Genomic DNA, 23,180 nt, shown 5'->3' on the forward strand with positions numbered 1-23,180 from the left:
GCACCTGGGCAGCATCGCACACGGCAAGAAATGTCCATGGCATTATTTAAAGCAATGTCGGCAGTTCACCTCGATGGCCATTTCATACTTCATGGATTAGGCTTCCAGTATTGTCCCTGAGTACTGGATCATGGCTTCTCCCCTGATGACCTTCCGCATGCGGCTGACCCTGGCGGTTGGCGGCCTTTCGCTTGCACTTGGTGCTGCCATTGTGTTTTTTCTCAGCCAGGTTGCCAGCTCGCGCATTACGCAAGACCAGCGCGAATCGCTGCAAAACCGGGTACGCGCCATATCGTATGCACTGGCGGAAAACCTGCGCGAACGCGAACGCGAAATAGCCTTGCTAAGCAAAACCGCCCTGCTGACCCAAGGTGACCTGCGTGGCAGCTTGCTGCGCGAGCGGCTTGCCCTCACCAAGAACAGCTACCGCTATTACGACTGGCTCGGCGTTGCCGGCCCCGACGGCACGGTATTGTCGGCAGTCAACGGGCTGCTGGAAGGAGAAAATGTCGGTAACCGCCTCTGGTTTACCGCTGGCAAGCAAGGAAGCTATATCGGGGATGTGCATGAGGCTGTCCTGCTGGCCAAGAAGCTTAACAATCCCAACCCCAGGGAACCCTTGCGCTTTGTGGATTTTTCTTCGCCCATTCTGGGAGTGGATGGCAAGTTGCGCGGCGTACTGGGCAGTCATGCCAACTGGTCCTGGGTGGGAGATGTGATTGCCGGTGCCATTGGCGAAGATGGCATGGCTAATGGCGTGGAAATTTTCCTCATCGCCAACAACAAGCAAATTCTTTATCCCTTTACAGCCATCGGACAGATTTCAGTCCCGGCCAACTTGCCTGCCAACCACGAAGAAGGAGAAATTAGCTGGGGAAAAGAGGGACGCTTTCTCACCGCGCAATCCACAGTCAACCCGCTGACGGCAACCAATCCGGCCTGGCATGTACTGGCAGGGCAGCCCATGTCTCAAGCCCTGGCAACGGTGCATGCCATGCATGTCACCCTGCTGGTGGCAGGCCTGATTGCCACCATCCTGTTCATGACTTTGGTATACCGCCTGGTAAGCAATTTCTGCCGGCCACTGGAGCAACTGGCCGATTCCGCCCAGCGTGTCAGCAGCGGCGATGAACATGCCGACTTTCACACCAGCAGCAATACCCGTGAAATCAACAATCTGGCCCAGGCTTTGCAACGCATGTCGGTTACCCTGCAGGCACGCAGACATGCACTGGAAGAAAGCTACCGTTCGCTGGAACAGAAAGTCACCGAACGCACACAGGAACTGGCCGATCTCTACAACCAAGCCCCGGTAGGCTATCACGCCATCGACCGGGATGGTGTCATCGTCCAAATGAATGACCGCGAACTGCACTGGCTTGGCTATACGCGGGATGAGGTCATCGGCAAGATGTCGATTCGCCAGTTGCTGCCCGCGGATTGTGATGCAATTTTCCTGGAGCGCCAGCAACGCATGCTGACAGGGGAGCAGCTGCCACCACTGAATATCCAGCTGATCGGCAAAAACGGGCGGCAGATTCCGGTACGTACCAGCTCGTCGGCAGTGCTTGATGCCGCCGGACATTTTGTCATGTCCCGTACGGCCGTGATGGACGTTACCGAGCAGCGGGAGCTGGAAGTCGCCCTGCACAAACAGGAAGCACTAAGCCAGGCCATCATTCATGCCACGGCCAACGGCCTGCTGCTGTACCGGGATGACGGCCAGTGCATCCTGGCCAACAAGGCTGCAGCGGAAATCATCGGCACCTCGGTGGAAAACCTCTTGCAGCAGAACTTCCACCATATCGATTCCTGGAAAGTGTCCGGCTGCCATGCTGCTGCCCTGCAGGCACTGGCCGGAGAGGAAGTTCATCTGTTGCTCAGCACCACCAGCAGCTTTGGCAAGGCGGTGGACTCCATCGTCACGCTGATTCCACTGCAGCATGACGGCGAGAAGCTGCTGCTGGTGGTGGTGAAGGATGTATCCGAGCTGATAACCGCAAACCGGGAACTGGAAAAACTGGCACGACGCGATGCCCTGACCGGATTGCACAACCGCCTGGCGCTGAATGAACGGCTACGTGAGGAGTTTCTGCGCATGAAGCGTAGCGGCCATGCCTATACCATCCTGATGGCGGATGTCGACCATTTCAAGAAAATCAATGACAACTACGGCCACGAAACCGGCGATGCAGTACTACGCCGGCTAGGTCAGCTGCTGTTGCATACCGTGCGCGCCACTGACTTTGTGGCGCGTTATGGCGGCGAGGAATTCCTGTTGCTGTTGCCGGACACCTTGGCGGAGAATGCCATCCGTGTTGCCGAGAAGCTAAGGCAGACCATAGAAGCCGAGTCCATGCCCGGCGTGGGCAAAATCACCCTCAGCATCGGCCTGGCAACGGCACGGCTGGAAGATATTGCCGAAGGCCTGGCCCTGAAACTGGCTGACAACGCCCTGTACACCGCCAAACACAGCGGTCGCAATTGCGTGAGAAGTGCCGATCGTCCAAACCCTGCTACAACCGCTGGCGAGCACATGACGCCAAACCAGCCGCCGCACGGTGCCTAATTCAGCGATACGCCCTTGCGGGCATTCTTGACGGCATACATCTGCCGGTCTGCCAGTGAAATGGCCTCCTCGATGCTGAGCATATCCGGCGCAACAGCCACCACGCCGACACTAGCCCCAGCATAGCTGACCGATTGCCCGGCCAGGCAGAAACAACCCGTTGTCGCATCGGACAGGCGCTGTCGCATGCGCTGCGCGACACCAGTCGGGTCCTCCTGCTCTGCGCCGGCCGGCCCTTCCGACACATAGGCACGCGCCGGGCCGGGACCGATAAACAGGAATTCATCACCACCAAGCCGGCCTACCCGGTCACCGGCACGCAAACCATTGCTCAGCCGCTGCGCCATGCCTTGCAGAAAGCTGTCACCACCCTGGTGGCCAAACTGGTCATTGATCAGCTTGAAACCATCCAGATCAATCACCCCGACCAGAATGGTGTAATGGTTCCGCCGGCCTTGGGCAAACAGGTGCTCCAGTTCGTCAAACATGGCGCGTCGGTTAGGTAGCCCGGTCAGCAAATCCGTCAGCGCATATGAGGCCAGCTGTTCGTTAGCAACTTTCAATTGCTCAACCAGGATTTCCCGCTCGATAAAATTGCTGACAATGCTGGCAAACAACTGGCACAGCGCTTTCACCTGGGCAGAAACAGAATGCTGTCCGGTACTTGCGGCACAGAGCGTACCCAGCACATCACCACTGCTGCTTCTGATCGGCGCACTGACATAGGAGCGGATGCCCAGTTCGCTGGCTGCCTGCGAATCCCCCCACAACGCTGGTACGCAATCAGTGGCCAGCGTGCCGGACGCCAGTGCCCGGCAGCACAGGGTGTCCTGCCAGGGTACGGTCAGGCCTTCAGGAATCTGCAGCTTGTCCTTGTTGTTGGCAAAGCTGACGTACTGGGTCTGCAAATCCAGATCTATGCTGGTGAGATAGGTAGACTCCATCCCCGTTACGCTGCCCAGCATATCGAGAATGGGACGCACCAATTGTTCTATCGTCTGCGCCGTTGATAGCGAGGAGGACAGCTGTGTAAAGATGAGATCCATGCAATCACTCTGCCTCCGACATCCGCGTGGTACAGAGCGAGTATAGGAAACAGTTTGGCATTTTGCATTTTGCATATACTGCAACGCCCGCTTGCCGAGGGGGCGTTGCAGTATATGCAAAACCTCATCCTGCCAATATGGAGTTTTACACGATCAGCCCAGCACTGAGCAGCTTACCGACCACAGCGCATGCGGTGAGTCGGTCGGGCGGTAGGGATTGCTGTTCGGCATGAAATGTTCAAACTGGTATTTCAGAAACTGCTCGATTTTGTACTCCATATCCTCCAGTTCAAAACGCACGCCATCTTCGATCACGTCATGTTCTATCCGGATGAAAACGATATACCGCATGCCGGCCTGATCGGCATTTGCTTCGACAGGCCAGCTCACATTGAACAACCAAGTGCGATGACCGTTGCCATACCCGATCACACTGGCTGCCGGAGGCATGTGTTTTGCAATTACATTTGTAATCGTTTTATACATAACAGGGCGCAATTTAAATGTGTTTTGTTAATTATTAGCACTATGTCATTGCACTGTCAAAATCCGCCCGCTACATACATCTACTCCGCAGCTTTTGATTCAACTCCATACTTTCATGACAATGGAAATATGGAATTATAAAACGCTGTCCATATCCTTACTGCTCCAGGGCATGAGCCCCACCTCGCCATCCTTCGCCTGCAGGTGGAGCCAGTTCCGAAGGCATGAACGCAATTGCCAGCGGCGAGCAACCGGGCATTCCCAATACCACCCGGCCTTTCCAGCTGACCCATCTGGGCCGTATCGGCGTGCCAGTCAAGCTGCTGGTGGTCAAGGAAGTGAATGCATCTCGCAGCTGGCATAAAAACCCCGCATGGTTGAGGAGAACCGCACACCAGCTTTGCATAATTTTGCATAATGCTGCTGGAGGTGTTTGACCCGACAAATCCAGGCCTGTGCGTCAACTCCAGCAGCGTCATCATCAGCGCTGATGCTACCGCCCTGACTGGTGTAAATGGCAGCTCTTCATCCAGGATCAGACGCCGGGATCAGACTTGGTGAGCTGCTCCGGTCACTGGATCGACCTATGGCATGATTTCGACATACTCATACACTTCGCAATCACGCACTTGCTTGCGCACCTCCAGGCTGGCGGTGTCGAACCAGTCTTGGGGATTCTGCCTGTCGATTTCCTGCCCCATGAAGCGTAGCAGTTCGCAAATCGGCTCAACAACATTGCTGCGATACCGGGCATCGCCTTTCTCATAACCCAGGTGCAGGTTCTTCATGCAGTTGCCCCGGCACCAGCTGAAGGCTTCACACCCCTGGCACGGCATGGTGGCGGTGTGCTGCAAGGGACTGTGACGCAAGCTGTTGTTCTTGATATCGCCCATTTTCATGTTTGGTAAATACATCATGTCAGGACAGGGATAGATCTCCCCGTTCGGCATGATATTAAGCAGATGGGTGGAAACGCGGCATTGGGTACGGCCTGCGTATAACTCCTGGGCGCGGTCGGGAAACAGCTTGTTGCGGACGATGCCCATCACCGGAATCAAGGGATAGAGCCGGGACGAGGTGGCAAAGAAGCGCGCGATCAGCTGGGTGACTACCGCCTTGCGCTTGTCGATCGAATCACCCGCATACATTTCATCGGCGACAAATTGCCAGTAGAGATAATCAAATGGAGAGTCGTCGCCAAGGAGCTGGTCCAGCTCCTCAAAGCTGGTATCGGCATTACCCCAGGTAACACGGGCAGTGAGGCTGCCACCCAATTGCTTGCGCACCCGGGCAAGATTGCGCAGCACCTGGCGGTAGATGCCACGGCCACGGTAGCCGTCGGTAATGGCTTCGCCGCCATCAATGGACACCAGGACATTGGATAGGCGGGCCAGCGCCCATGGCGGCACATCGTCCAGCAAGGTGCCATTGGTTTGCAGCTGATAACGGAAATGGGGAAAACGCTGCATCACCTCCAGCACCAGCTTCATATTGAGCGTGGGCTCCCCTCCGTAGAAGGTTACGTAAACATCTTTGCCAAGCAAGTGTGTATCAATAAAAGCCGCCAGCTGATCGACATCATATTCAAGCTCGGTTTGCGAGCCCAGTACATCGCCAACGCCCAGCGAGCAGTAAGTACATTTGAGATTACATTTCAGCGTGGTGAGTAGTTGTAGCTCGACACGTGCGCCGATGATGGGCGGCTCTGCGCCGGCTTTGGGAGGGCAGGAATCATGAACGTGGATTGGAAAGGTCTGTGGCATTGCTGCGGTCATCGGAATACTCCGTGGTGGAAAACCGGCAATACTGTCGCCACGATGCGATCTGCACCTTGATCTGCACCAAGCGTGCTGTGCAAACGCCCCCGATCAGGCGTTGAATTGCGCCAGAAACAGCAGATTGCGTGTTTTATCGCACGATCGTGCCCAGCCTCAACAAAGGGAAGAAATCCTCCGCCAAAACATTGACGTGGCAGCTGCCGCAGCACAAGGCGCATGCCTGTCACTGGCGAAAACGCTTCATGACATTTTGATTTCTCGGATTTCGATTCCCAATGCACGCCCCAGTCCTGCCGACGGCACCAGCAGGTCAGCCAGGGTATGGCGTGACAATTCGGTGTAGAAAGCCTCCTGAGCCGCTTGCAGCACACTCATGAGGCGGCATACCGAGGCGATGCGGCACTGAGAGTGCTGCGGATCGAAACACTCGACCATTACGTTGTCGGTTTCAGCTGCCCGCACCAATTTGCCCAAGTTGACTTGGCGTGGCTCCTCGGTCAGGCGGACACCCCCTCCTTTACCGCGCACCGTCACCAGGTAGCCATGCTGGCCGAGAAAAAACACGACTTTGGTCAGATGACTGGCAGAAATGTTATATGCCTGGGCTATCTCGTTGATAGTCACCAAGCGATTGCCCGCTAGTGCGCTGTACATCATCACACGCAAGCAGTAGTCGGTAAAAGCCGTCAGTCGCACGATCGGAAGGATTCCATGGGATTGTTCACATCAGCACACATGCAGATGGATCGGGTATTCATTTTAACCTGATGGCTTCCTGTCGGTAGCCATGCCCACTACATTTCACTGCCCTTCCATGCCTCGTCGCGCAGCAAATCCATTCCGCGCTTGACCCACATCAAGCCAATCAAGGATATCCATAAGATTCATTTACTATGAATGTTATGTCCTATAAGATTCATTTCACACGAATCTTATAGAGCAAGGAGCTTTCCAGCATGGCTTTCATTGTCAAAAACAACATCCAGTGGGTTGGCAAACAAGACTGGGAGCTGCGCGAATTTCATGGCAGCGAATACAGCACTCACCGCGGCTCCAGCTATAACAGCTACTTGATTAAAGAAGAAAAAATTGCCCTGATCGATACCGTCTGGGCTCCATATGCCGAAGAATTTGTTGCCAACCTAGCCAAGGAAGTTGACCTGGCAGCCATCGACTACATCATCGCCAACCATGGCGAGATCGACCATAGCGGTGCCCTGCCGGCACTGATGGCGCGCATTCCGGATACACCGATCTACTGTACTGCCAATGGTGAAAAATCCCTGCGCGGCCATTATCACCAGGACTGGAATTTCCAGATCGTCAAAACCGGAGACAGTCTGGACCTGGGCAACGGCAAGCAACTGGTGTTTGTCGAAATGCCGATGCTGCATTGGCCAGACAGCATGGCCACCTACTTGACCGACGACGCCGTGCTGTTCAGCAACGATGCCTTCGGCCAGCACTACGCCAGCGCCCAAATGTTTAACGACCAGTGCGATCCGGTCGAGCTGCAAGAGGAGTGCATCAAGTATTACGCCAATATTCTTACCCCATTCAGCCCACTGGTGACCCAGAAGATTCATGAGGTTCTGGAACTGAACCTGCCGATCGACATGATCGCCACCAGCCACGGCATCATCTGGCGCGATAACCCCACCCAGATTGTCGAGCAATACCTGAAATGGGCTGACGATTACCAGGAGAACCAGATCACCCTGGTGTACGACACCATGTGGAACGGTACCCGCATGATGGCCGAAGCAATTGCACAAGGCATACGCAAAGCGGACCAGGAGGTTGTGATCAAGCTGTTCAATCTGTCCAACAGTGACAAGAACGACGTTCTGACCCACGTATTCAAGTCCAAGGCCATTTTGGTTGGCAGCCCGACCGTCAACAATGTGATGTTGCCGCATGTTGCCGCCCTGCTTGAGGAAATGACCGGCTTACGCTTCAAGAACAAGGCAGCTGCATCTTTTGGTACCCACGGCTGGAGTGGCGGCGCGGTGGAACGTATTACCAGGCGCCTGGACGATGCCGGTTTTCGTGTGCTCAACCCCGGAATCACTGCCGAATGGCGCCCTACTGACGACGCCCTCACCCAGGGCGTGCGCTTTGGCGAGACGTTCATCGAGCAATTGGGTAGTCCTGGGCAGAGCACGGCGAATACCGCTGGCACTTGCTCGGGCAGCGACAAGATGCGCTGCAAGACTTGCTCGTGGACTTATGACCCGCAACAGGGTGAAGTCGCCCAGGGTGTTGCTGCCGGCACGGCCTGGCAGGACGTACCAGAAACCTTTCTTTGCCCGGTGTGCTTCATGGGCAAAAGCGACTTTGTCCCCGTATAAGGCCCCATCCAGGAGAAATTCGATGAAAATGCCTCTCGTTATTATTGGTAGCGGCCATGCCGGCTACACCCTGGCCAGGGCCTTCCGTCAACACGATACAAGCACACCGGTGGTTGTGCTTACCGAGGATGGCGGCGAGTACTACTCCAAGCCACAGTTGAGCCACGGATTCGGTCACCAGACCAGTGCCGCACAGCTGATCCAGAATAGTGCCACCGGCATGGCCGCCGAACTGAAGATCATGGTGAGGCCGCATACCCGGGTCACTGCGATTGATTTTGCAGCCCAAAAAATCACTGCGGGAGCAGCGCAAATCCCGTACAGCGACCTCGTTCTGGCAGTAGGTGCCAAGCCATTCGTGCCCCCCATTGAAGGTGACGGTGCACAAGATATCCTGACGCTGAACAATCTGGAGCAATACCGGCGCTACTTCGACACCCTCAACCGGAGTGAGCATGTACTCGTTATCGGGGGCGGCCTTGTCGGCACGGAAATCGCTCACGATATCGCACAACACAAGCGTGTCACCCTGGTAGATATCGGCAGCCGCCTGCTTGAGCGGCTGGTGCCCGAGCCTGTCAGCCAGCGCCTGCACAGTGTCATGGACCAAGTCACACTACGCTTTGGCACCGTCGTGGCGCGGATAGACAAGGTGGCAAAGGGCTACAGCGTGACAATGGTTGACGGGGTGAAACTCACGGTAGACGCCATCATCTGCACGGCGGGCCTTAAGCCGAGGCTCGATCTGACGGCGGGGCTGGAAATACAGCGCGGCATCGTCGTCGATAGCTATCTGCGTACCTCACAAGCTCATGTCTACGCCCTTGGTGATTGTGCCGAAATCGAGGGGCAGATCCTCCCCTACCTGCAGCCAATCACACTATCTGCCAATGCATTGGCCAGTACCCTGGCCGGTAAACCGACGCCCGTGCATTTTGGTCCCCTGCCGGTGGCAGTAAAGACGCCACGCTACCCCATCCAGCTGGCAGGGCTTACACAGGGCAGCAACCTGGATTGGCAGATAAACGAAGGTGATGATGGGCTGACGGCTCTCGCCCATCGTGATAACAAGCTGGTTGGCTACGTAACCACCGGCAGCCGTAACGGTTTCAGCCTGTTGCCCACCTTGATGCGCTAGGGTACTTTGCCATTGCCCATGTTCATGTAACTCCTGCGGCCTCATTCAGACTGAGCGCTGCCGGAGTAACAGCAAGGCCAACCCGGCAATGGCAGCACCGGCATAAAAGGTTGTCGATGCACCCCAATACTGCCACAGGCAGCCGGCGAGAATGCTTGCCAACAGCATGGCCAGGCCACTTAGCAGATTGAAGACGCCAAATGCCGTCCCCTTCATGTCGCTGGGCGTCGTATCGGCCACCAGGGCAGCCAATATGCCCTGGCTGAACCCCATGTGCAGCCCCCACAGCGCGGCACCTACATAGACGGCACGAACAGACGTAGCCTGACCCAGTGCCAGATCCGCGATCACCAGCAAGCCCAGGCCGTAGCCCAGCAGATGCCGACGGCTGATGCGATCGGATAGCCAGCCCGCAGGATAGGCGGATGCCGTATAAAACACCGACATGACCACCATCACCAGCGGCACCCAACTGCTGCCAACCCCCATCTGCTGGGCACGCAGAATCAGGAAAGCCTCGCTGAAACGGGCCAGGGTGAACACGGCACCAATCAGGACAATCCACCAGTAATCTGCACCAAACCTGCGTAACTGCTCACGGCGAATGGGAGAACGGAAGCACTTTGTACCCTCCTCCTGTACCGGTTCCTGTACTCCGACCACAATCAGCACCATGACCAGTGCCGCCGGCACGACAGCAAACCAGAGTACCTGCTGGATGTCGTTCAGCCACAGCATCAGGACAATGGCCAGGCCAGGCCCCAGAAAGGCACCAACCGTATCCATGGATTGGCGCAGCCCAAAGCAAGCTCCGCGAATTTCTACAGGAGCCACATCCGCCACCAGCGCATCACGGGGGGCTCCCCGAATACCTTTGCCGATACGATCCAGAAAGCGTGCCGCCAGCACTGTCTCCACGGAGTGGGCCAGCGGGAACAATGGCTTGGTCAGGGCGGCCAGACCATAGCCCAGCAGCAACAGGCCTTTGCGCTTGCCGATGTAATCGCTGAGCGCGCCGGAAAACACTTTCACAATCAGGGCAGTGGCTTCGGCAATGCCCTCGATGACGCCGATAGACAGTACGCTAGCCCCCAGTGTGCTTGCCAGGAAAACCGGGAGCAGGCTATGAACCAGCTCCGACGACAGATCCATGCACAGGCTGACAAATCCCAGCGCCCATACCATCCGGGGAATGGCAGGCAAGACCGTTTTTGGTGTGGTGACCGGACTTTCCATCTGTGTCCTTAATGCGGGTTGATGGTAACGGCGAGGAGTGCGACCAGCTTGGACGATGCAAACCGTTCGGCTTACTTGATCAGCAACAGCCAACAGATTCTGGCATAGATTTTTTCCATAACAATGTCCAGCCGTATGTCATATTTGCGATAATGCAAAAACTGCATGAGCAGCCAAGCCGTGGAGAGAGCTGGTCGTGCTTTTCCAATCAGCAAAGTTGAATACCTGTATCAACCAGAAACACCAGAAGAGCGTCGGTCGAAACAGACGACAGCAAGCATTGGCGACCATGTTGCCTACCCTTTTGCAGTCATCAGGAAGTGTCCAGAGAAGCTGGGGCGATCCACGACCCTTTGCATGCCTGATGGAAAACGGCTGCATTCACATTGCAAATAGCCACAAAAGTCTTTAACAAACAAAGGCTTTTACGATGCATGCTATCGCATCGGGTAAGATGGACTCTTCATGCGGAAGGAGACCCCTCCATGGCGTCGCAAGCTATGCTGAAGCTACAACTGGCTCCTCGTTACAACGCGGCTTTTCGTCGCTTGATCGAAGCAAGTGCTGCGATTGCTGGCACCCGGACCACACAGATCCGAGAGCATTACGACACACCAGCCATGGCGCTGAATCAGCGGGGCATTGCCCTATGCCTGCAACAGACCGCTGGCGAATGGCAACAGTTATTGTTGCAGACCGGCCCTGAGCGTGATGGCCTGCATCACCAACGTGAGCTGTCCATTGCCATACCAGACCCTGCATTGAAAATTGAGCAATTTCCCCACGGCAAAGCAAGACGCTTTCTGTCCAAGAAAAGCATTTCCTCAACACTGCAGCCCATCTTTACCGTCAGCCTGAAGCATGATTGTTGGGTTCTGCGCGATGAGCAGGACAATCTGCTGGAAATCTGTCTGGAACGGGGGAAGCTCAAGGGGATAGGCTGGTCAGAGCAGATCAATACCGTCAACATCACGCTGAAACAGGGCAAAAATGCCGCACTGTTTGCATTCGCACTCAGACTTGCCGATAAGCTGCCTGTGTGTCCAACGCTGCAGGACACGGTAGCAAAAGGCTGCATGCAGGCCGCTGGCAATGCCGGACTGCCCGTCGGTGCAAGGCTACCGGCCCTGTCACCAGACATGAGCTTGCATCAGGTACTGCAGCTACTTGTTCAAGAGATATTGCGCCACCTGCAAGGTAATGTGCCTGGTGTACTCCGCGGCGAGGAGATGGAGTATGTCCATCAGGCACGCGTGGCACTGCGTCGTCTGCGAACCGTGCTGGCTGCCTTTGCGGCCATTCTGCCGCCGGACAGCAGGCATGTGATCACGCTGGATGTGCAGTGGCTGAGTAACAGCCTGGGGCAGTTGCGGGATGTGGATGTTTTCCTGACGGAAACATTACCGGCTATCGAAACCACAATGTACCCGATGGCTGACTTTGCAACCCTGTATGCGGCATTGCAGAGTCACCGTTCACACTGCCGGGATAGTGTTCACGCAGCGTTGTGCTCACCACGCTACGGCACGCTGCTGTTGCGCCTGCTGGCCTGCCTGCACACCAATACAGCAAGGTCGCCAATCAAGCTGCGTCAGCTGGCTGGACATGCACTGAGCAGACCTTGGAAATCACTGATTAGCCTTGCCGGACAATGGGAGACGCTGAGTCAGGTGCAGCGCCATGACCTGCGCAAGCGGGCAAAGAGGCTGCGCTACACCTTGGAATTTTTTTCACCACTCTTGCCTCACAAGGCGGTGCTGCGCACACTCAAACAGTTGCACTGTTTGCAGTTGGTGCTAGGGAAAATGAACGACAGCGCAGTTGCGCTTACCTTGCTGGCTCGGCTGGGAGAGGACAATGCTGAGCTGGCAAGCTCTGTGGGGCTGGTAGCAGGCTGGCTGGCATATGAGGCCCATTGCAAGCTTGAAAAGCAGGCTCAAGTCATAAAAAAATTGAGCCACATGCCGACATGCTGGTGAAGTACAAGCATGTGCATCATACGTAAAACAGGTTGCAATCCTCCCTGGACCACCCTTTCTGTGCAATGATCATTTTGCTGCGATGAAATATGGAGTTTCTGAATGAATGCTGCCAAAAAAATCCGCTTGCTGATCGATTCGGGAGAGAGTCCTGAGCAAGTGCAAGTCTTGAAAGAGATGGCCATTGCCTTGCAAATGAAGGACAACTTCAGCATCGACAGGCTATACCAGATTGACCAACGCTATTTTGATCTGGCCATGGATCTGCTCAAGGAGTGGCGCTTCGACCATCACATTGCGTCACGCAGCAAGCTGATTGACATGCTGATTTCCTCAGCCATGCCGGCAGTACTTGCCATAAACAATGAATCTGAACCAGCCCGTTGAACCCGGCGACACCCGGCCTGCAAAGGAGGCAATGTGTGCCGACGATGTATCCTATCGCGGGCGGAATATCCGGATCTTTGCCATCTACCACGCAGGCGAAGACAAATGGGAGGGATGGTCGGGTATCAGCTTTACGGAAGCTGACCATTTCATTGGCAGCTACTCGGGGCTGCTGGATTTGCGTGCGACCAAAGAGGGGGCATTGGCGATGGCACTCTATGTGGCCATGGCATGGCTGGATGCATTCGAACTGGGTTTGGTATCTTCCATGCCCGGTGACGCATTGGTCGAGCATGCAGTCTGATCGCCCGCATAGCCAGTAAACTGTTGAGCCAAAAAAAACCCCTGCTTACAGGGGCATAGCCAGTCAGAGAGAGGCCACAACAGGTTTAATCAAGGCGACGACAGCTTATATGGCCAATATGACGCGAATATTATCGAGTGCGGCAAGCAGGCTATCGCCCGGCACGTTATGACGGGGCTGATCTGCTGCCTTCCAGATAAATCCGTTTACCAAACTCGATAAGTACTGTCTGCTCATAGGCATCGAGCGTGTCCGCAATAGAAGTAACAACCTTTGCTACGCTAGATGCCAGTCATGGATGTACTCCAAGAGCCCGACACGGAGACTTCCAACGCTCCTTCAACCCGAACCAGGAAGCCCCGTAATCATGACTGACAAAGTGTCTGCACCCTTTATCATCGAGCGTCGCTTCGCTGCGCCACGCGAACTTGTGTACGCCGCGCTGACTGAAGCCAAGCATCTGGCCGCGTGGATGAGCCCTCCGGGAATGGAAATGTCCCACTGCACTGTGGATGCACGAGTTGGCGGCGTTTTTCACTACGCAATGAAACCAAGCGGTATACCGGACGCCCCAGTGATGTGGGGCAAGTGGACGTTCCGAGAGTTGACGCCGCCCGAGCGGATTGTGGTTGTCGTACAGTTCAGCGATGCCGATGGCGGAGTGACGCGGCACCCGTTGGCCGCAGAGTGGCCGCCGTATACGCTATCGACAACCACCATCAGCGATGTCGAGGGTGGCACATTAATGCATCTTGAGTGGCGAGCACTGGATGCCAGTGAAACCGAAGAAGCCGTCTTCGACGCGTCCCACGCCAGCATGTCTCAAGGCTGGGGTGGCGCAATGGACGCACTCGACAAATACCTCACGCAGCAACAAGCCGATCGCTGAACCGAGAGACAAAAAAGAAGCGCACATTAGGTGCGCTTCTTTTGTTTATGACGATGAAAAAGCGTTAGTGCCATCCAGTAATCAATGGTTTCGCCACCCATCACCATCTCGCCAGCTCACACGAACCGGCTGGTGGAACATATGACTGAGGCTCGTTCGTGACGCGCCGTCAGGGCCAAGCAACATCAGAAAACCGCTCGGGATCGAAGGTGGGTGTTGCTCAAATCAGAAAGCCGACCCTGGGCTTTTATGCAAAGAAAATGGCTACGTTTATCCCAGTAAAGGATGCGCAGCGAAGGGGTGGCGCAGGACCAGCAAGGCCGTCGACCTGCAGTTGACCGGCGGATAGCGCCAACAGATTATCGGCCAACTCAGTGGTTGTTTACTTCTTCTCGCTGGAATCCGTCCCCTGGTCATCACGCTGTGCTCCAAATATCGTGGATGCTTCGGCGCGAATCAGGTCGATAAAACGGCGCAGCCGGGCTGGATAAAAACGGGCGTAAGGATAGACCAGACTGACCGGTAGTGGTGCTGCTTGCCACTTGGGAGCCAACTGGATTAACTGCCCTTGCGCCAGGTACTCGCTCATTACCCAACGAGAACCGATACCGACACCCACACCCTGCAATGCCGCACTGCGCAAGGCATAGAGGCTGTCAGTACTAAAGCGCGGCCTTATCTGGATACGCTTGCTTTTGCCGGTCTCGGCATGTGTCAACAATACTTCATTGCGATAAAAGGTACGCAGAGCCAGCCAGGGAAGAGCGGCCAGATCGGTAGCATCTTGCGGTAAGGGCTGGCCATCAAGCAGAGAAGGTGCTGCCACCACAATACGTGGGACTTCCGCCAGTGGAAGGGCAACCAGTCCTGGGTCAGTCACTTCGCCCACCTGAATGGCACAATCGATACCGGCGGCGATGTAATCCTGAATGGCACGGTCATCATGCAGTAACCACTCCACAGACATCCCCGCGTGTTGCTGCAGATAGTGCGCCAACGGGCCGATCAACCGTTCCTGGCCGAAGGCATGCGGCACGATCACGCGCAGAACGCCCGCGGGTTCCTCTCGTGCACCTTTCAGTTCTGACTCGAACCTAGCCCAACCGGCCAGCAGATCCTTGGCACGTTCATAACAGTGCTCGCCGTCCTGGGTTAAGCGCATGGTATGTGTGGTGCGCTGGAGCAAGCGCAAACCCAAGGAGCGCTCCAGCATTTGCAGCCGACGGCTGACGGTGGGTTGGGTCGTCCCCAGCAGTACAGCGGCAGCAGACAGGCTGCCCGCCTCGACGATTTTGAGAAAGGTCAGCATCAACTCAATGCGCTCACCCGTACCCGCTTGCAGCGGCATGGCCATACGTAGCGGCGTGTTCGGGTCTTGATTGTCTTGCATCTATCTGGTTCTGAGCTTGTTTATGTGTTGTACGTATAACAGATCTTCCAGCTGGCCGCCTACACATACACGCAACACACAGCCATGATGTGGCCGTTATCTCTTAATCAATGAGGCTGCATATGTCATCCACAAAAGTCCTGCCGCACGCTGCGCTGCCTGTGGCTAACCAGGCCACGGATCAATCCTTGTCACGCTCCCGTATATGGCTAATGGCAGCAGGAGCCGGGTTGTCGGTGGCTTCTCTTTATTACAGCCAGCCCATGCTGGGTGTGCTGGCTGGCGATATCGGTGCTTCGGGTCAGGCGACCGGCCTGGTACCTACCCTGACCCAACTGGGATACGCCTTGGGCATTCTCCTGCTTGCCCCCTTGGGTGATCGACATGATCGGCGCAGCATCATGCTTGTCAAAGCAGCATTGCTGGTTCTGGCCCTGCTACTTGCTGGGTTATCACCTTCGCTGTCCATACTGCTGCCCGCCTCCTTCTTGATTGGACTGAGTGCAACGCTGGCACAAGATATCGTGCCAGCTGCAGCCACACTGGCAGCAGAAGAGCAGCGCGGTAAAGTGGTTGGCACCGTAATGACCGGCTTATTGACTGGAATCCTGCTGTCACGTGTCATCAGTGGCTTGGTGGCTGAACAATATGGCTGGCGGGCCATGTTCTTCATTGCCGCAGCGACCATTCTGCTGACCGGTCTGGCTATCCGCCGCTACCTGCCACGCTTTCAGCCCAGCACGACGCTCCCTTATCTATCCTTGCTGGGCTCATTGTTCACCTTGTGGCGCAAGCATGATGCCTTGCGCCGTGCAGCAATCGCTCAGGGCTTGCTATCGGTTGGTTTCAGCGCATTCTGGTCCACGTTGGCCATCATGTTGCACAACAGTCCTTTTCATATGGGCAGTGCCGCCGCGGGAACGTTTGGCCTGGCCGGTGCAGCAGGTGCCTTGGCTGCGCCACTGGCAGGGCATCTTGCAGATCGACGAGGGCCTGAGATCGTCACGCGTACTGGTGCAGCGCTTGCCACCCTTGCCTTTGCAATGCTTAGTCTGGCCCCCTTATGGTCAATGAGTGTACAGCTTGTACTGCTAGCGCTAGGGGCGGTGCTGTTCGACCTTGGCGTGCAAGCCAGCCTGATCGCGCACCAGGCGGTGATCTACCGCATTGATCCGGCAGCGCGTAGCAGACTGAATGCCATGCTGTTTGTCTGCATGTTTATCGGCATGTCGCTAGGGTCGGTACTCGCCAGCCTGCTTTTAGGAAGTTATGGCTGGAGTGCAGTGACGGCATTGGCTGCCATCGCCTCATTGCTGGCCTTGGTCGTGAGGTGTTTGAAACCTACCGGTAACTGAACACATTATGTAGCTGGACTCGCTTTCTGGAGATGGCGAATCCGGGATCCGGGTGTGTACTGAATGTTGTGTAAACGGACATTTAGCAGGAAGCTGCCCCCTTTACCTCGACGGTATCCCCGTGAAGGTACGTGAGGGGGCTGTACGCATGAAAGCCGTCTATCTCGCCATTGGTATCACCCTGGCTGGAGAGAAGGAAGTGCTGGGCATATGGCTGGCTCAGACGAAGGGAACCAAGCTCTGGCTTCAGGTCGTGACCGCGCTGCGTAACCGGGGCGTACAGGACATCTTTATCACCTGCGTCGATGGCCTGAAGGGTTTCCCGTAACCATTCCGTTTGAAGAACGCATTCCACAGGCGTAACCCAAGCCCCGTTTACACAAAAATTCGGACAGGCCAGTCACTAAACATTGACAGGCAGGTTGCCAAACTTCAAATCCGAGCCGCGATTCTGAATCGTTTTACGGCCTTGGGTGCGCCGCAAACGGTCCGTATGGGATAAGTCCGTCAAGGGATCAGATAACTCGGCTTTAACTGATTTGGCAACAAAGCCTCCAGCATAAGCAAAGTGCGGGCTAGTCATCCCCAAGGAACCGCGTGCATATGCCGGCATCGTCAATGGGAGTGATCTGGGGTACAAAGGATTGAAGAAAATGCGTTATTTCTTCGGCGGGTATCGGTTTGCTGACCAGATAACCCTGCATGACATCACAACCTAGCGAGCGCAAGTAACGGGCTTGATCAACCTCCTCAACCCCCTCCGCAATCACTTCAAGACCGAGGCTATGACCAAGCGCGATCACTGCCTTGACAATGGAGGCATTGCCACTATTTTTTGTCATGTTACGTACAAAAGAAATATCGATTTTCAGCTTGTGGACTTCCAGCTGCTGCAGGTAAGCCAGTGATGAATAACCTGTCCCGAAATCGTCAATAGAAAGACGAACCCCAAGCGCCTTGAGATCGGCAATCACCTTGAAAGAGCGATCACGATCGGCCATGACAGAGCTCTCCGTGATTTCCAACTCCAGCTGCTCTGGAGAAACTCCACTCTCACTCAGCGCCTGACAAACCACGCCAAGTAAATCTCCACGGCAGAGTTGATCTGCAGAAACGTTAACCGCAGTTTGCCTAGGTGCCAGACCGGCATCAATCCACAACCTGATCTGGCGACAGACAGATTTCAGAACCCAATTTCCCAGCTGGACGATCAGCCCGCATTCTTCTGCCAGAGGAATGAAAGTAGTCGGTGCCACCATCCCGCGTGTTGGATGCTGCCAGCGCGCCAATGCTTCCACACCAATAATTTGACCGCTAGTCAAATCGATCTGAGGCTGATAGTGCAGAGACAATTCACCTTGACTCAACGCATGGCGCAAATCAGCCTCCAAAGACAGGCGCTCCTTGGCACGCGTTGTCATTCCTGGTGATGAAAAACGCAGATTACCACGCCCCTGCATCTTGGCTTCATGCAACGCCGCATCGGCATTGCTTTGCAGGGCTTCCGCCGTGACGCCATCTGCTGGATAAAGCGCGACCCCTGCACTTGCTCCGATATAGACACTCTGCCCATCGAGTTGGTGCGCCTGGCCCAATGCGTCGAGCAGGTGATGAGCGATAAGATCGATGCCTGGAGCATTGGCATCGCACGCGATGATGATATTGAACTCGTCGCCACCAATGCGAGCAACTGCCTCAACACCCGGCAACAACGTACGCAACTGGTTAGCAACTTCAATCAACAAGCGGTCGCCCGCACCGTGTCCGAGGCTTTCATTGATTGTCTTGAAATTATCGAGATCGATAATGAGAAGTGCAAATTCCGACTGCGTGTATTCAGCCTGGCGAATTGCCTGATCCAGCATTTCTGAGAACAAAGCCCGATTTGGCAAACCAGTCAGAGGATCACGATGAGTATAGAAATCAAGTTTTTGTTCCGCATGGCGGCGTTGGGTAATATCGCAATACGACCCCCGCAGCCCGAGCATCTCACCAGCATCGTTAAAAACCGGTCGGGCAACATGTTCGACCCAGCGCTCACCACCATCTTTCCGGCAAATACGCAGGATCAGTGGAACATCCACCTCAACATGCCCTCCCCCCGGACCATAGGTTATCCAGGCATTCAGATCATCAGCATGGATGACACGCTCCATCAAGCGGGCATCGGAAAAAAACTCGGCGGGAGCATAGCCCGATACCGTTTCGCAGGCGGGTGAGACATAACGAAAACTACCATCCTGCGCCAGCCAGTATTCCCAGTTTGGGGAGTATTCAGCCAGGATGCGGTATTTTTCTTCGCTCTGCTCAAGCAAGGCCGTCCTCTGCGCCACCTGCTCCTCAAGAAAACGACGCAGGCGGGATAGCTCCAGATGCGTACGCAGCCGGGCTCGCACCTCATCGATATCGAAAGGCTTGGTAATGTAGTCGGCAGCCCCCACGCTAAAACCTTTGACTTTCTCCTGCGTTGCGTCGGCCACGGTTACGAAAATGACCGGAGTACGATTGCCAATCGTGGTCATTTTTATCCGCTGGCATGTCTCATAGCCATCCATCTCTGGCATAACGACATCAAGTAGAACAAGATCAGGCGGCGTTTCTCCGTCAATCAACTTGAGCGCCTTGATACCACTATTGGCCACCATAATCCGGTAATCATCTTTAAGTGCCTCAAGCAGCTCATGGATATTTTCCGGAATATCATCGACAACAAGCAGGGTGGGTGGTTGCGCGGAGTCGCAATGTTCAACAATATTGAAACGTAGCGACTCATGGCGATATCGCTGCAGCTCAAGTTGCGTTCGCAGGCGGAGTTTCAATAGCTCAGGATTGACTGGCTTGGTAATGTAATCAGCAACGCCAAGTTTGAGACCACGCGCTTCATCGGTCACGTCTGCTAAGGCGGTAACGAAGATGACCGGAATATTCTCCGTTTCTGGACTCGATTTCAAATGAGACAAGACCGAATAGCCATCCATTCCCGGCATCTTGACATCAAGCAGAATAATTTGTGGCGCGGGCTGTCGACGAGCCAACAAAAGAGCCTTTTCACCGCTTGTTGCGGCGCTGATCGCATACTCATCGCGCAGAATATTCATCAAGACATGCAGATTCTCATGCACATCATCGACAATCAAAATACGCGGTCGTTCTTGGGCAGATTCGTTCATGGTCATATCCAGCTCAGACACTCGGCTTCAAGCGATCACACAAGATTTTTATCAATTCCTGTGCTTCATCAATGGAAAATTCATCGACTTTTGCCGCGATTTCATTCATTGCAATTTCGATGTCATCGCCGATCACACCAGATCTCAATTCCATCAGCAGCCCTTCTGCCGCCCCCAGATCTGCATCGAGCAACTTCCGCAAACGCTCCAGACGCTCTAAAACTTCAGCCACACTAAGCGGAGTACGTCTCATCACCGCTGGTGGTTCGGTGACGGTCAAACGATCAATATCAGCAATCACCTGTTGCAGAAAGTTGCTCATTTCTTGCAATTTGGCTTCTTCCGGCACATTGCCCTGTTTGAGCAAGGTACCGATTTCACTAATTTTTTCATACAACAGCCCGGCACCGATATTGCCGGTTACCCCCTTCAAAGCATGACAATACTCCTGAGCACCCTCAAAATCCTGCTGACTGATCAAGCGCTGCAGTTCGCTATCGGCGTTCGGGTAATGTTCGCGGAACCGGCGCAGTTGCTTACGATAAGCCTCGACCTTTCCACCTATACGGCGTACACCCTCGAGCGTATCGATGCTGGTTAGCGCCAACAAATCTTCGGGAAACCCAGGCTGCTCAGCAGCGACACGCTTCCGCGACCGTATCATCCGTTTATCCTCGGGGACGTGCACGCACTTGGCCAGTGCGGCCAGCAACTGCGCAGGAGCAATCGGCTTGGTCACATGGTCATTCATGCCGGCCTCCCGGCTTTTCTCGGCATCATGGGCCATCGCCAAAGCTGTCATGGCGATGATAGGCAAACTGGAGAATCGTTCACCCGACAGCGCCCTGATGGCGCGCGCTGCCTTCAAACCATCCATGACGGGCATCTGGATATCCATCAACACCGCGTCGTAAGTCCTCTGCTGGACTTTGTCCACAGCTTGCTGACCATTCACGGCCTCGTCGACCTCCATACCCTCGCTGCGCAAGAGCTCGCTGGCGAACTCGCGGTTGATGTCGTTATCCTCGACTAGCAAGATGCTGGCGCCAGCCAAATTGGCAGCCGCTCCCGGATGCGAGGCAATCGGGCCTTGTTCCCGACTGAGCAGCCGGCCTCTACCAAGCACCGAAAGCATGGTATCGAGCAAGGTTGAAGGCGATACAGGCTTAATCAGGAAGCTGCTAACACCAGCCTGTTCCGCCAATTTCATCACATCCTCGCGACCATAAGCGGTGACCATGACAATCTTCGGTTGAGATGTGATGGCCGGGTTGCCATGAATACGTCGCGTCACTTCATCACCATTCATGCCGGGCATCCGCCAATCCATCAGCACGAGATCAAAAGGTTTGTCACTGGCCGCCTCGAGTAAGGCCAGTGCCGATGGCCCACTGGCAGCGACATCGACGTCAAGATGGAAAAACCGCAACATCTCGGCCAGAATTGCGCGAGATACCTCATTATCATCCACAACAAGGACACGCACTCCTTGTAGCAGCGGGCCTACTTGAGCCACCAGCTCGCGCCGATGGCATTGAGCCTTCTCTGCGACTTTGAGTGGGACCGTGAAGCAGATTGTCGTGCCCTTGCCCAGTTGTGAGTCTTCGACCCAGATCCGGCCTCCCATCAGTTCGATGAGCTGCTTACTGATAGCCAGCCCCAGCCCTGTTCCGCCAAAACGGCGCGTGGCGGACTGATCCAACTGAGTGAATTTCTGGAACATCCTTGTCTGCATTTCAGCCGTCATGCCAATGCCGGTATCCCTCACACAAGCCTGTATATTGATTTCTGCATCGCTTGTCGTCAGTGCACGGAAAGCCAGCTCGACTTCGCCATGATCGGTAAATTTGACCGCATTGCCACAGAGGTTAAGTAGTACTTGCCCCAAACGCAGTGGATCACCGATCAATGTCATCGGAATGGCGGGGTCGTAGCGGATCAGGAATTCAATGCCCTTGAGTTCAGCCTGATAGACCAGGGCATCGGTAAGCCGTTCAAGAACGGTATCGAGTCCGAATTCAACCTGATCAATATCGAGCTTACCTGCCTCGATTTTCGAAAAATCAAGAATGTCATTGATAATGCCAAGCAAGGAATGCGCCGCCCCCTGAGCCTTGAGCAGGTAATTCTGCAGTGTCGGTGGCAAATCCGTCTTCAGCGCAAGGTAGAGCATGCCAAGAATTGCATTCATCGGAGTACGAATTTCATGGCTCATATTGGCCAGAAACTGACTTTTAGCCTGATTAGCCTCGTCAGCCGCATTTTTTGCTAGCTGCAACTCCCCTGTTCGCTCAGCTACCGTCTTTTCGAGGTTCAGGTTCATCTCATTGAGTTTGTGCAGCGAATCGGACAAGCGTACCCGCCCATCGTTGAGCGCATCTATCAAATTGCCAAGCTCGTCCCGGTAAGGGTAAATGATTTTCTCGACAGGCTCTTCCCCTACAGAGAACTGCCAGCTGGCAACTTTTCTGGCAACAGCTGTCACGCTATCCGATAGTCGAAAGCGGACGACCCAGGAGAAAATGAGCCACAGGCCGGTAGTGACAATCAATGCATTGAGCAAGACAACCAGAAAGCTGTATTTGACACGATCCCACAGTACCGCAGCACTGGAATAAAGGTTTAGATAACCGATAAGATGACGGTCTCCTTGCAGCCCATGGTGGAACAGCGGAACAACTTCCAGTTTGTACTTATCCGGGAGAAAACGATTGCGCTGCTCCTGAACAGCCGGTACATCACCATCCTTGACCAGACTGTCGCCTTTATCCGTGGCAATCCTTACCCCGGTGACAATGGCATTTTGCCTAATCCCACGCGCAATTGAAGTTAACTGCTCCGAATCCAGCTCCCAGACAGCCCCGGAGACTCCCGGCTCAATCGTACGCCCCAGCGAGGCCAAGTCGTCAGCAATTGTATGACTCACGGTCCAATACTGGACGACCAACTGGACCCCAGTGACGCAGAACGCCAGCAGCAAATACCAAGGCAGCATGGTGTAAAGCAACCGTCTAGCCAGTGTCTGGGTTGCACTCATCGCAGCTTCCTGTTGAAAAACCCAACACCACCAATCGGGATGAAAAAAGTGTGTCGATCAAATAT

General features: G+C 55.0%; 16 protein-coding genes and 2 pseudogenes. 10 read left to right on the plus strand and 8 right to left on the minus strand.

From position 1 onward, the window contains the following. Positions 1–130: 130 nt before the first annotated feature. On the plus strand, positions 131–2,569 hold the full coding sequence (locus tag GSR16_RS11365; RefSeq protein WP_159877454.1) for a diguanylate cyclase: 2,439 nt from the start codon (positions 131–133) through the stop codon (positions 2,567–2,569). Here the strand turns inward: GSR16_RS11365 and GSR16_RS11370 are convergent. The 4 genes from GSR16_RS11370 to GSR16_RS11385 all read right to left on the minus strand — a co-directional run bounded on the left by GSR16_RS11370 (position 2,566) and on the right by GSR16_RS11385 (position 6,575). Then, positions 2,566–3,615 carry a GGDEF domain-containing protein gene (locus GSR16_RS11370; RefSeq protein ID WP_159877456.1) on the minus strand — a complete coding sequence of 350 codons (1,050 nt, stop codon included), beginning with the start codon at positions 3,613–3,615 and terminating at the stop codon, positions 2,566–2,568. The genes GSR16_RS11365 and GSR16_RS11370 overlap by 4 nt on opposite strands. Before the next feature lie 153 nt (positions 3,616–3,768). Then, positions 3,769–3,966, minus strand: coding sequence for a hypothetical protein (locus GSR16_RS11375; protein WP_159877458.1), 198 nt, complete (start codon positions 3,964–3,966; stop codon positions 3,769–3,771). 719 nt (positions 3,967–4,685) lie between these two features. Beyond that, entirely contained in the window at positions 4,686–5,876 is a 1,191-nt protein-coding gene (locus tag GSR16_RS11380) for a radical SAM/SPASM domain-containing protein (protein ID WP_205677416.1), read from the minus strand. Positions 5,877–6,119: 243 nt separating this feature from the next. Next, positions 6,120–6,575 carry an RrF2 family transcriptional regulator gene (locus GSR16_RS11385; protein ID WP_159877460.1) on the minus strand — a complete coding sequence of 152 codons (456 nt, stop codon included), beginning with the start codon at positions 6,573–6,575 and terminating at the stop codon, positions 6,120–6,122. A 260-nt stretch (positions 6,576–6,835) separates the two neighbouring features. Here GSR16_RS11385 and norV point away from each other — a divergent pair, with 260 nt between their 5' ends. Both norV and GSR16_RS11395 read left to right on the plus strand, forming a co-directional pair. Continuing rightward, positions 6,836–8,230, plus strand: a complete 1,395-nt coding sequence (gene norV / locus GSR16_RS11390; protein ID WP_159877462.1) for an anaerobic nitric oxide reductase flavorubredoxin — start codon at positions 6,836–6,838, stop codon at positions 8,228–8,230. A gap of 22 nt (positions 8,231–8,252) precedes the next feature. Then, on the plus strand, positions 8,253–9,368 hold the full coding sequence (locus tag GSR16_RS11395; protein ID WP_159877464.1) for an FAD-dependent oxidoreductase: 1,116 nt from the start codon (positions 8,253–8,255) through the stop codon (positions 9,366–9,368). 45 nt (positions 9,369–9,413) lie between these two features. On the opposite strand, the gene GSR16_RS11400 is transcribed toward GSR16_RS11395, so the two are convergent. Further along, a complete protein-coding gene (locus tag GSR16_RS11400) occupies positions 9,414–10,604 on the minus strand; it encodes an MFS transporter (protein WP_159877466.1) in 1,191 nt (396 codons plus the stop codon). Between the two features lie 434 nt (positions 10,605–11,038). Here GSR16_RS11400 and GSR16_RS11405 point away from each other — a divergent pair, with 434 nt between their 5' ends. The 4 genes from GSR16_RS11405 (at position 11,039) to GSR16_RS11420 (ending at position 14,163) form a co-directional block, all read left to right on the plus strand. Then, complete coding sequence (locus GSR16_RS11405; RefSeq protein WP_159877468.1) at positions 11,039–12,583, plus strand: CYTH and CHAD domain-containing protein; 1,545 nt, start codon at positions 11,039–11,041, stop codon at positions 12,581–12,583. A gap of 102 nt (positions 12,584–12,685) precedes the next feature. Further along, positions 12,686–12,970: a hypothetical protein gene (locus GSR16_RS11410; RefSeq protein ID WP_159877470.1), complete on the plus strand. Its 285-nt coding sequence runs from the start codon at positions 12,686–12,688 to the stop codon at positions 12,968–12,970. After that, positions 12,948–13,274, plus strand: a complete 327-nt coding sequence (locus tag GSR16_RS11415; RefSeq protein ID WP_159877472.1) for a hypothetical protein — start codon at positions 12,948–12,950, stop codon at positions 13,272–13,274. Before GSR16_RS11410 ends, GSR16_RS11415 begins: the two co-directional genes overlap by 23 nt. Before the next feature lie 367 nt (positions 13,275–13,641). Then, on the plus strand, positions 13,642–14,163 hold the full coding sequence (locus GSR16_RS11420; RefSeq protein ID WP_159877474.1) for an SRPBCC family protein: 522 nt from the start codon (positions 13,642–13,644) through the stop codon (positions 14,161–14,163). A 382-nt stretch (positions 14,164–14,545) separates the two neighbouring features. Here GSR16_RS11420 and GSR16_RS11425 read toward each other — a convergent pair whose 3' ends face one another. After that, positions 14,546–15,553, minus strand: a complete 1,008-nt coding sequence (locus GSR16_RS11425) for a LysR family transcriptional regulator (protein WP_205677417.1) — start codon at positions 15,551–15,553, stop codon at positions 14,546–14,548. Between the two features lie 236 nt (positions 15,554–15,789). On the opposite strand from GSR16_RS11425, the gene GSR16_RS11430 reads away from it, so the two are divergent. The 3 genes and pseudogenes from GSR16_RS11430 to GSR16_RS21475 form a co-directional block, all read left to right on the plus strand. After that, complete coding sequence (locus GSR16_RS11430; RefSeq protein ID WP_205677418.1) at positions 15,790–16,908, plus strand: MFS transporter; 1,119 nt, start codon at positions 15,790–15,792, stop codon at positions 16,906–16,908. A 100-nt stretch (positions 16,909–17,008) separates the two neighbouring features. Next, a pseudogene (locus GSR16_RS11435) lies at positions 17,009–17,233 on the plus strand (transposase); the annotation flags it as partial. 18 nt (positions 17,234–17,251) lie between these two features. Further along, positions 17,252–17,410, plus strand: a pseudogene (locus GSR16_RS21475) (IS5/IS1182 family transposase); the annotation flags it as partial. 73 nt (positions 17,411–17,483) lie between these two features. Here the strand turns inward: GSR16_RS21475 and GSR16_RS11440 are convergent. Continuing rightward, entirely contained in the window at positions 17,484–20,078 is a 2,595-nt protein-coding gene (locus GSR16_RS11440) for an EAL domain-containing protein (RefSeq protein WP_159877478.1), read from the minus strand. A 13-nt stretch (positions 20,079–20,091) separates the two neighbouring features. Further along, on the minus strand, positions 20,092–23,115 hold the full coding sequence (locus tag GSR16_RS11445) for a hybrid sensor histidine kinase/response regulator (RefSeq protein ID WP_159877480.1): 3,024 nt from the start codon (positions 23,113–23,115) through the stop codon (positions 20,092–20,094). Positions 23,116–23,180: the final 65 nt, after the last annotated feature.

Source organism: Aquitalea denitrificans (assembly GCF_009856625.1).
Taxonomy (GTDB): domain Bacteria; phylum Pseudomonadota; class Gammaproteobacteria; order Burkholderiales; family Chromobacteriaceae; genus Aquitalea; species Aquitalea denitrificans.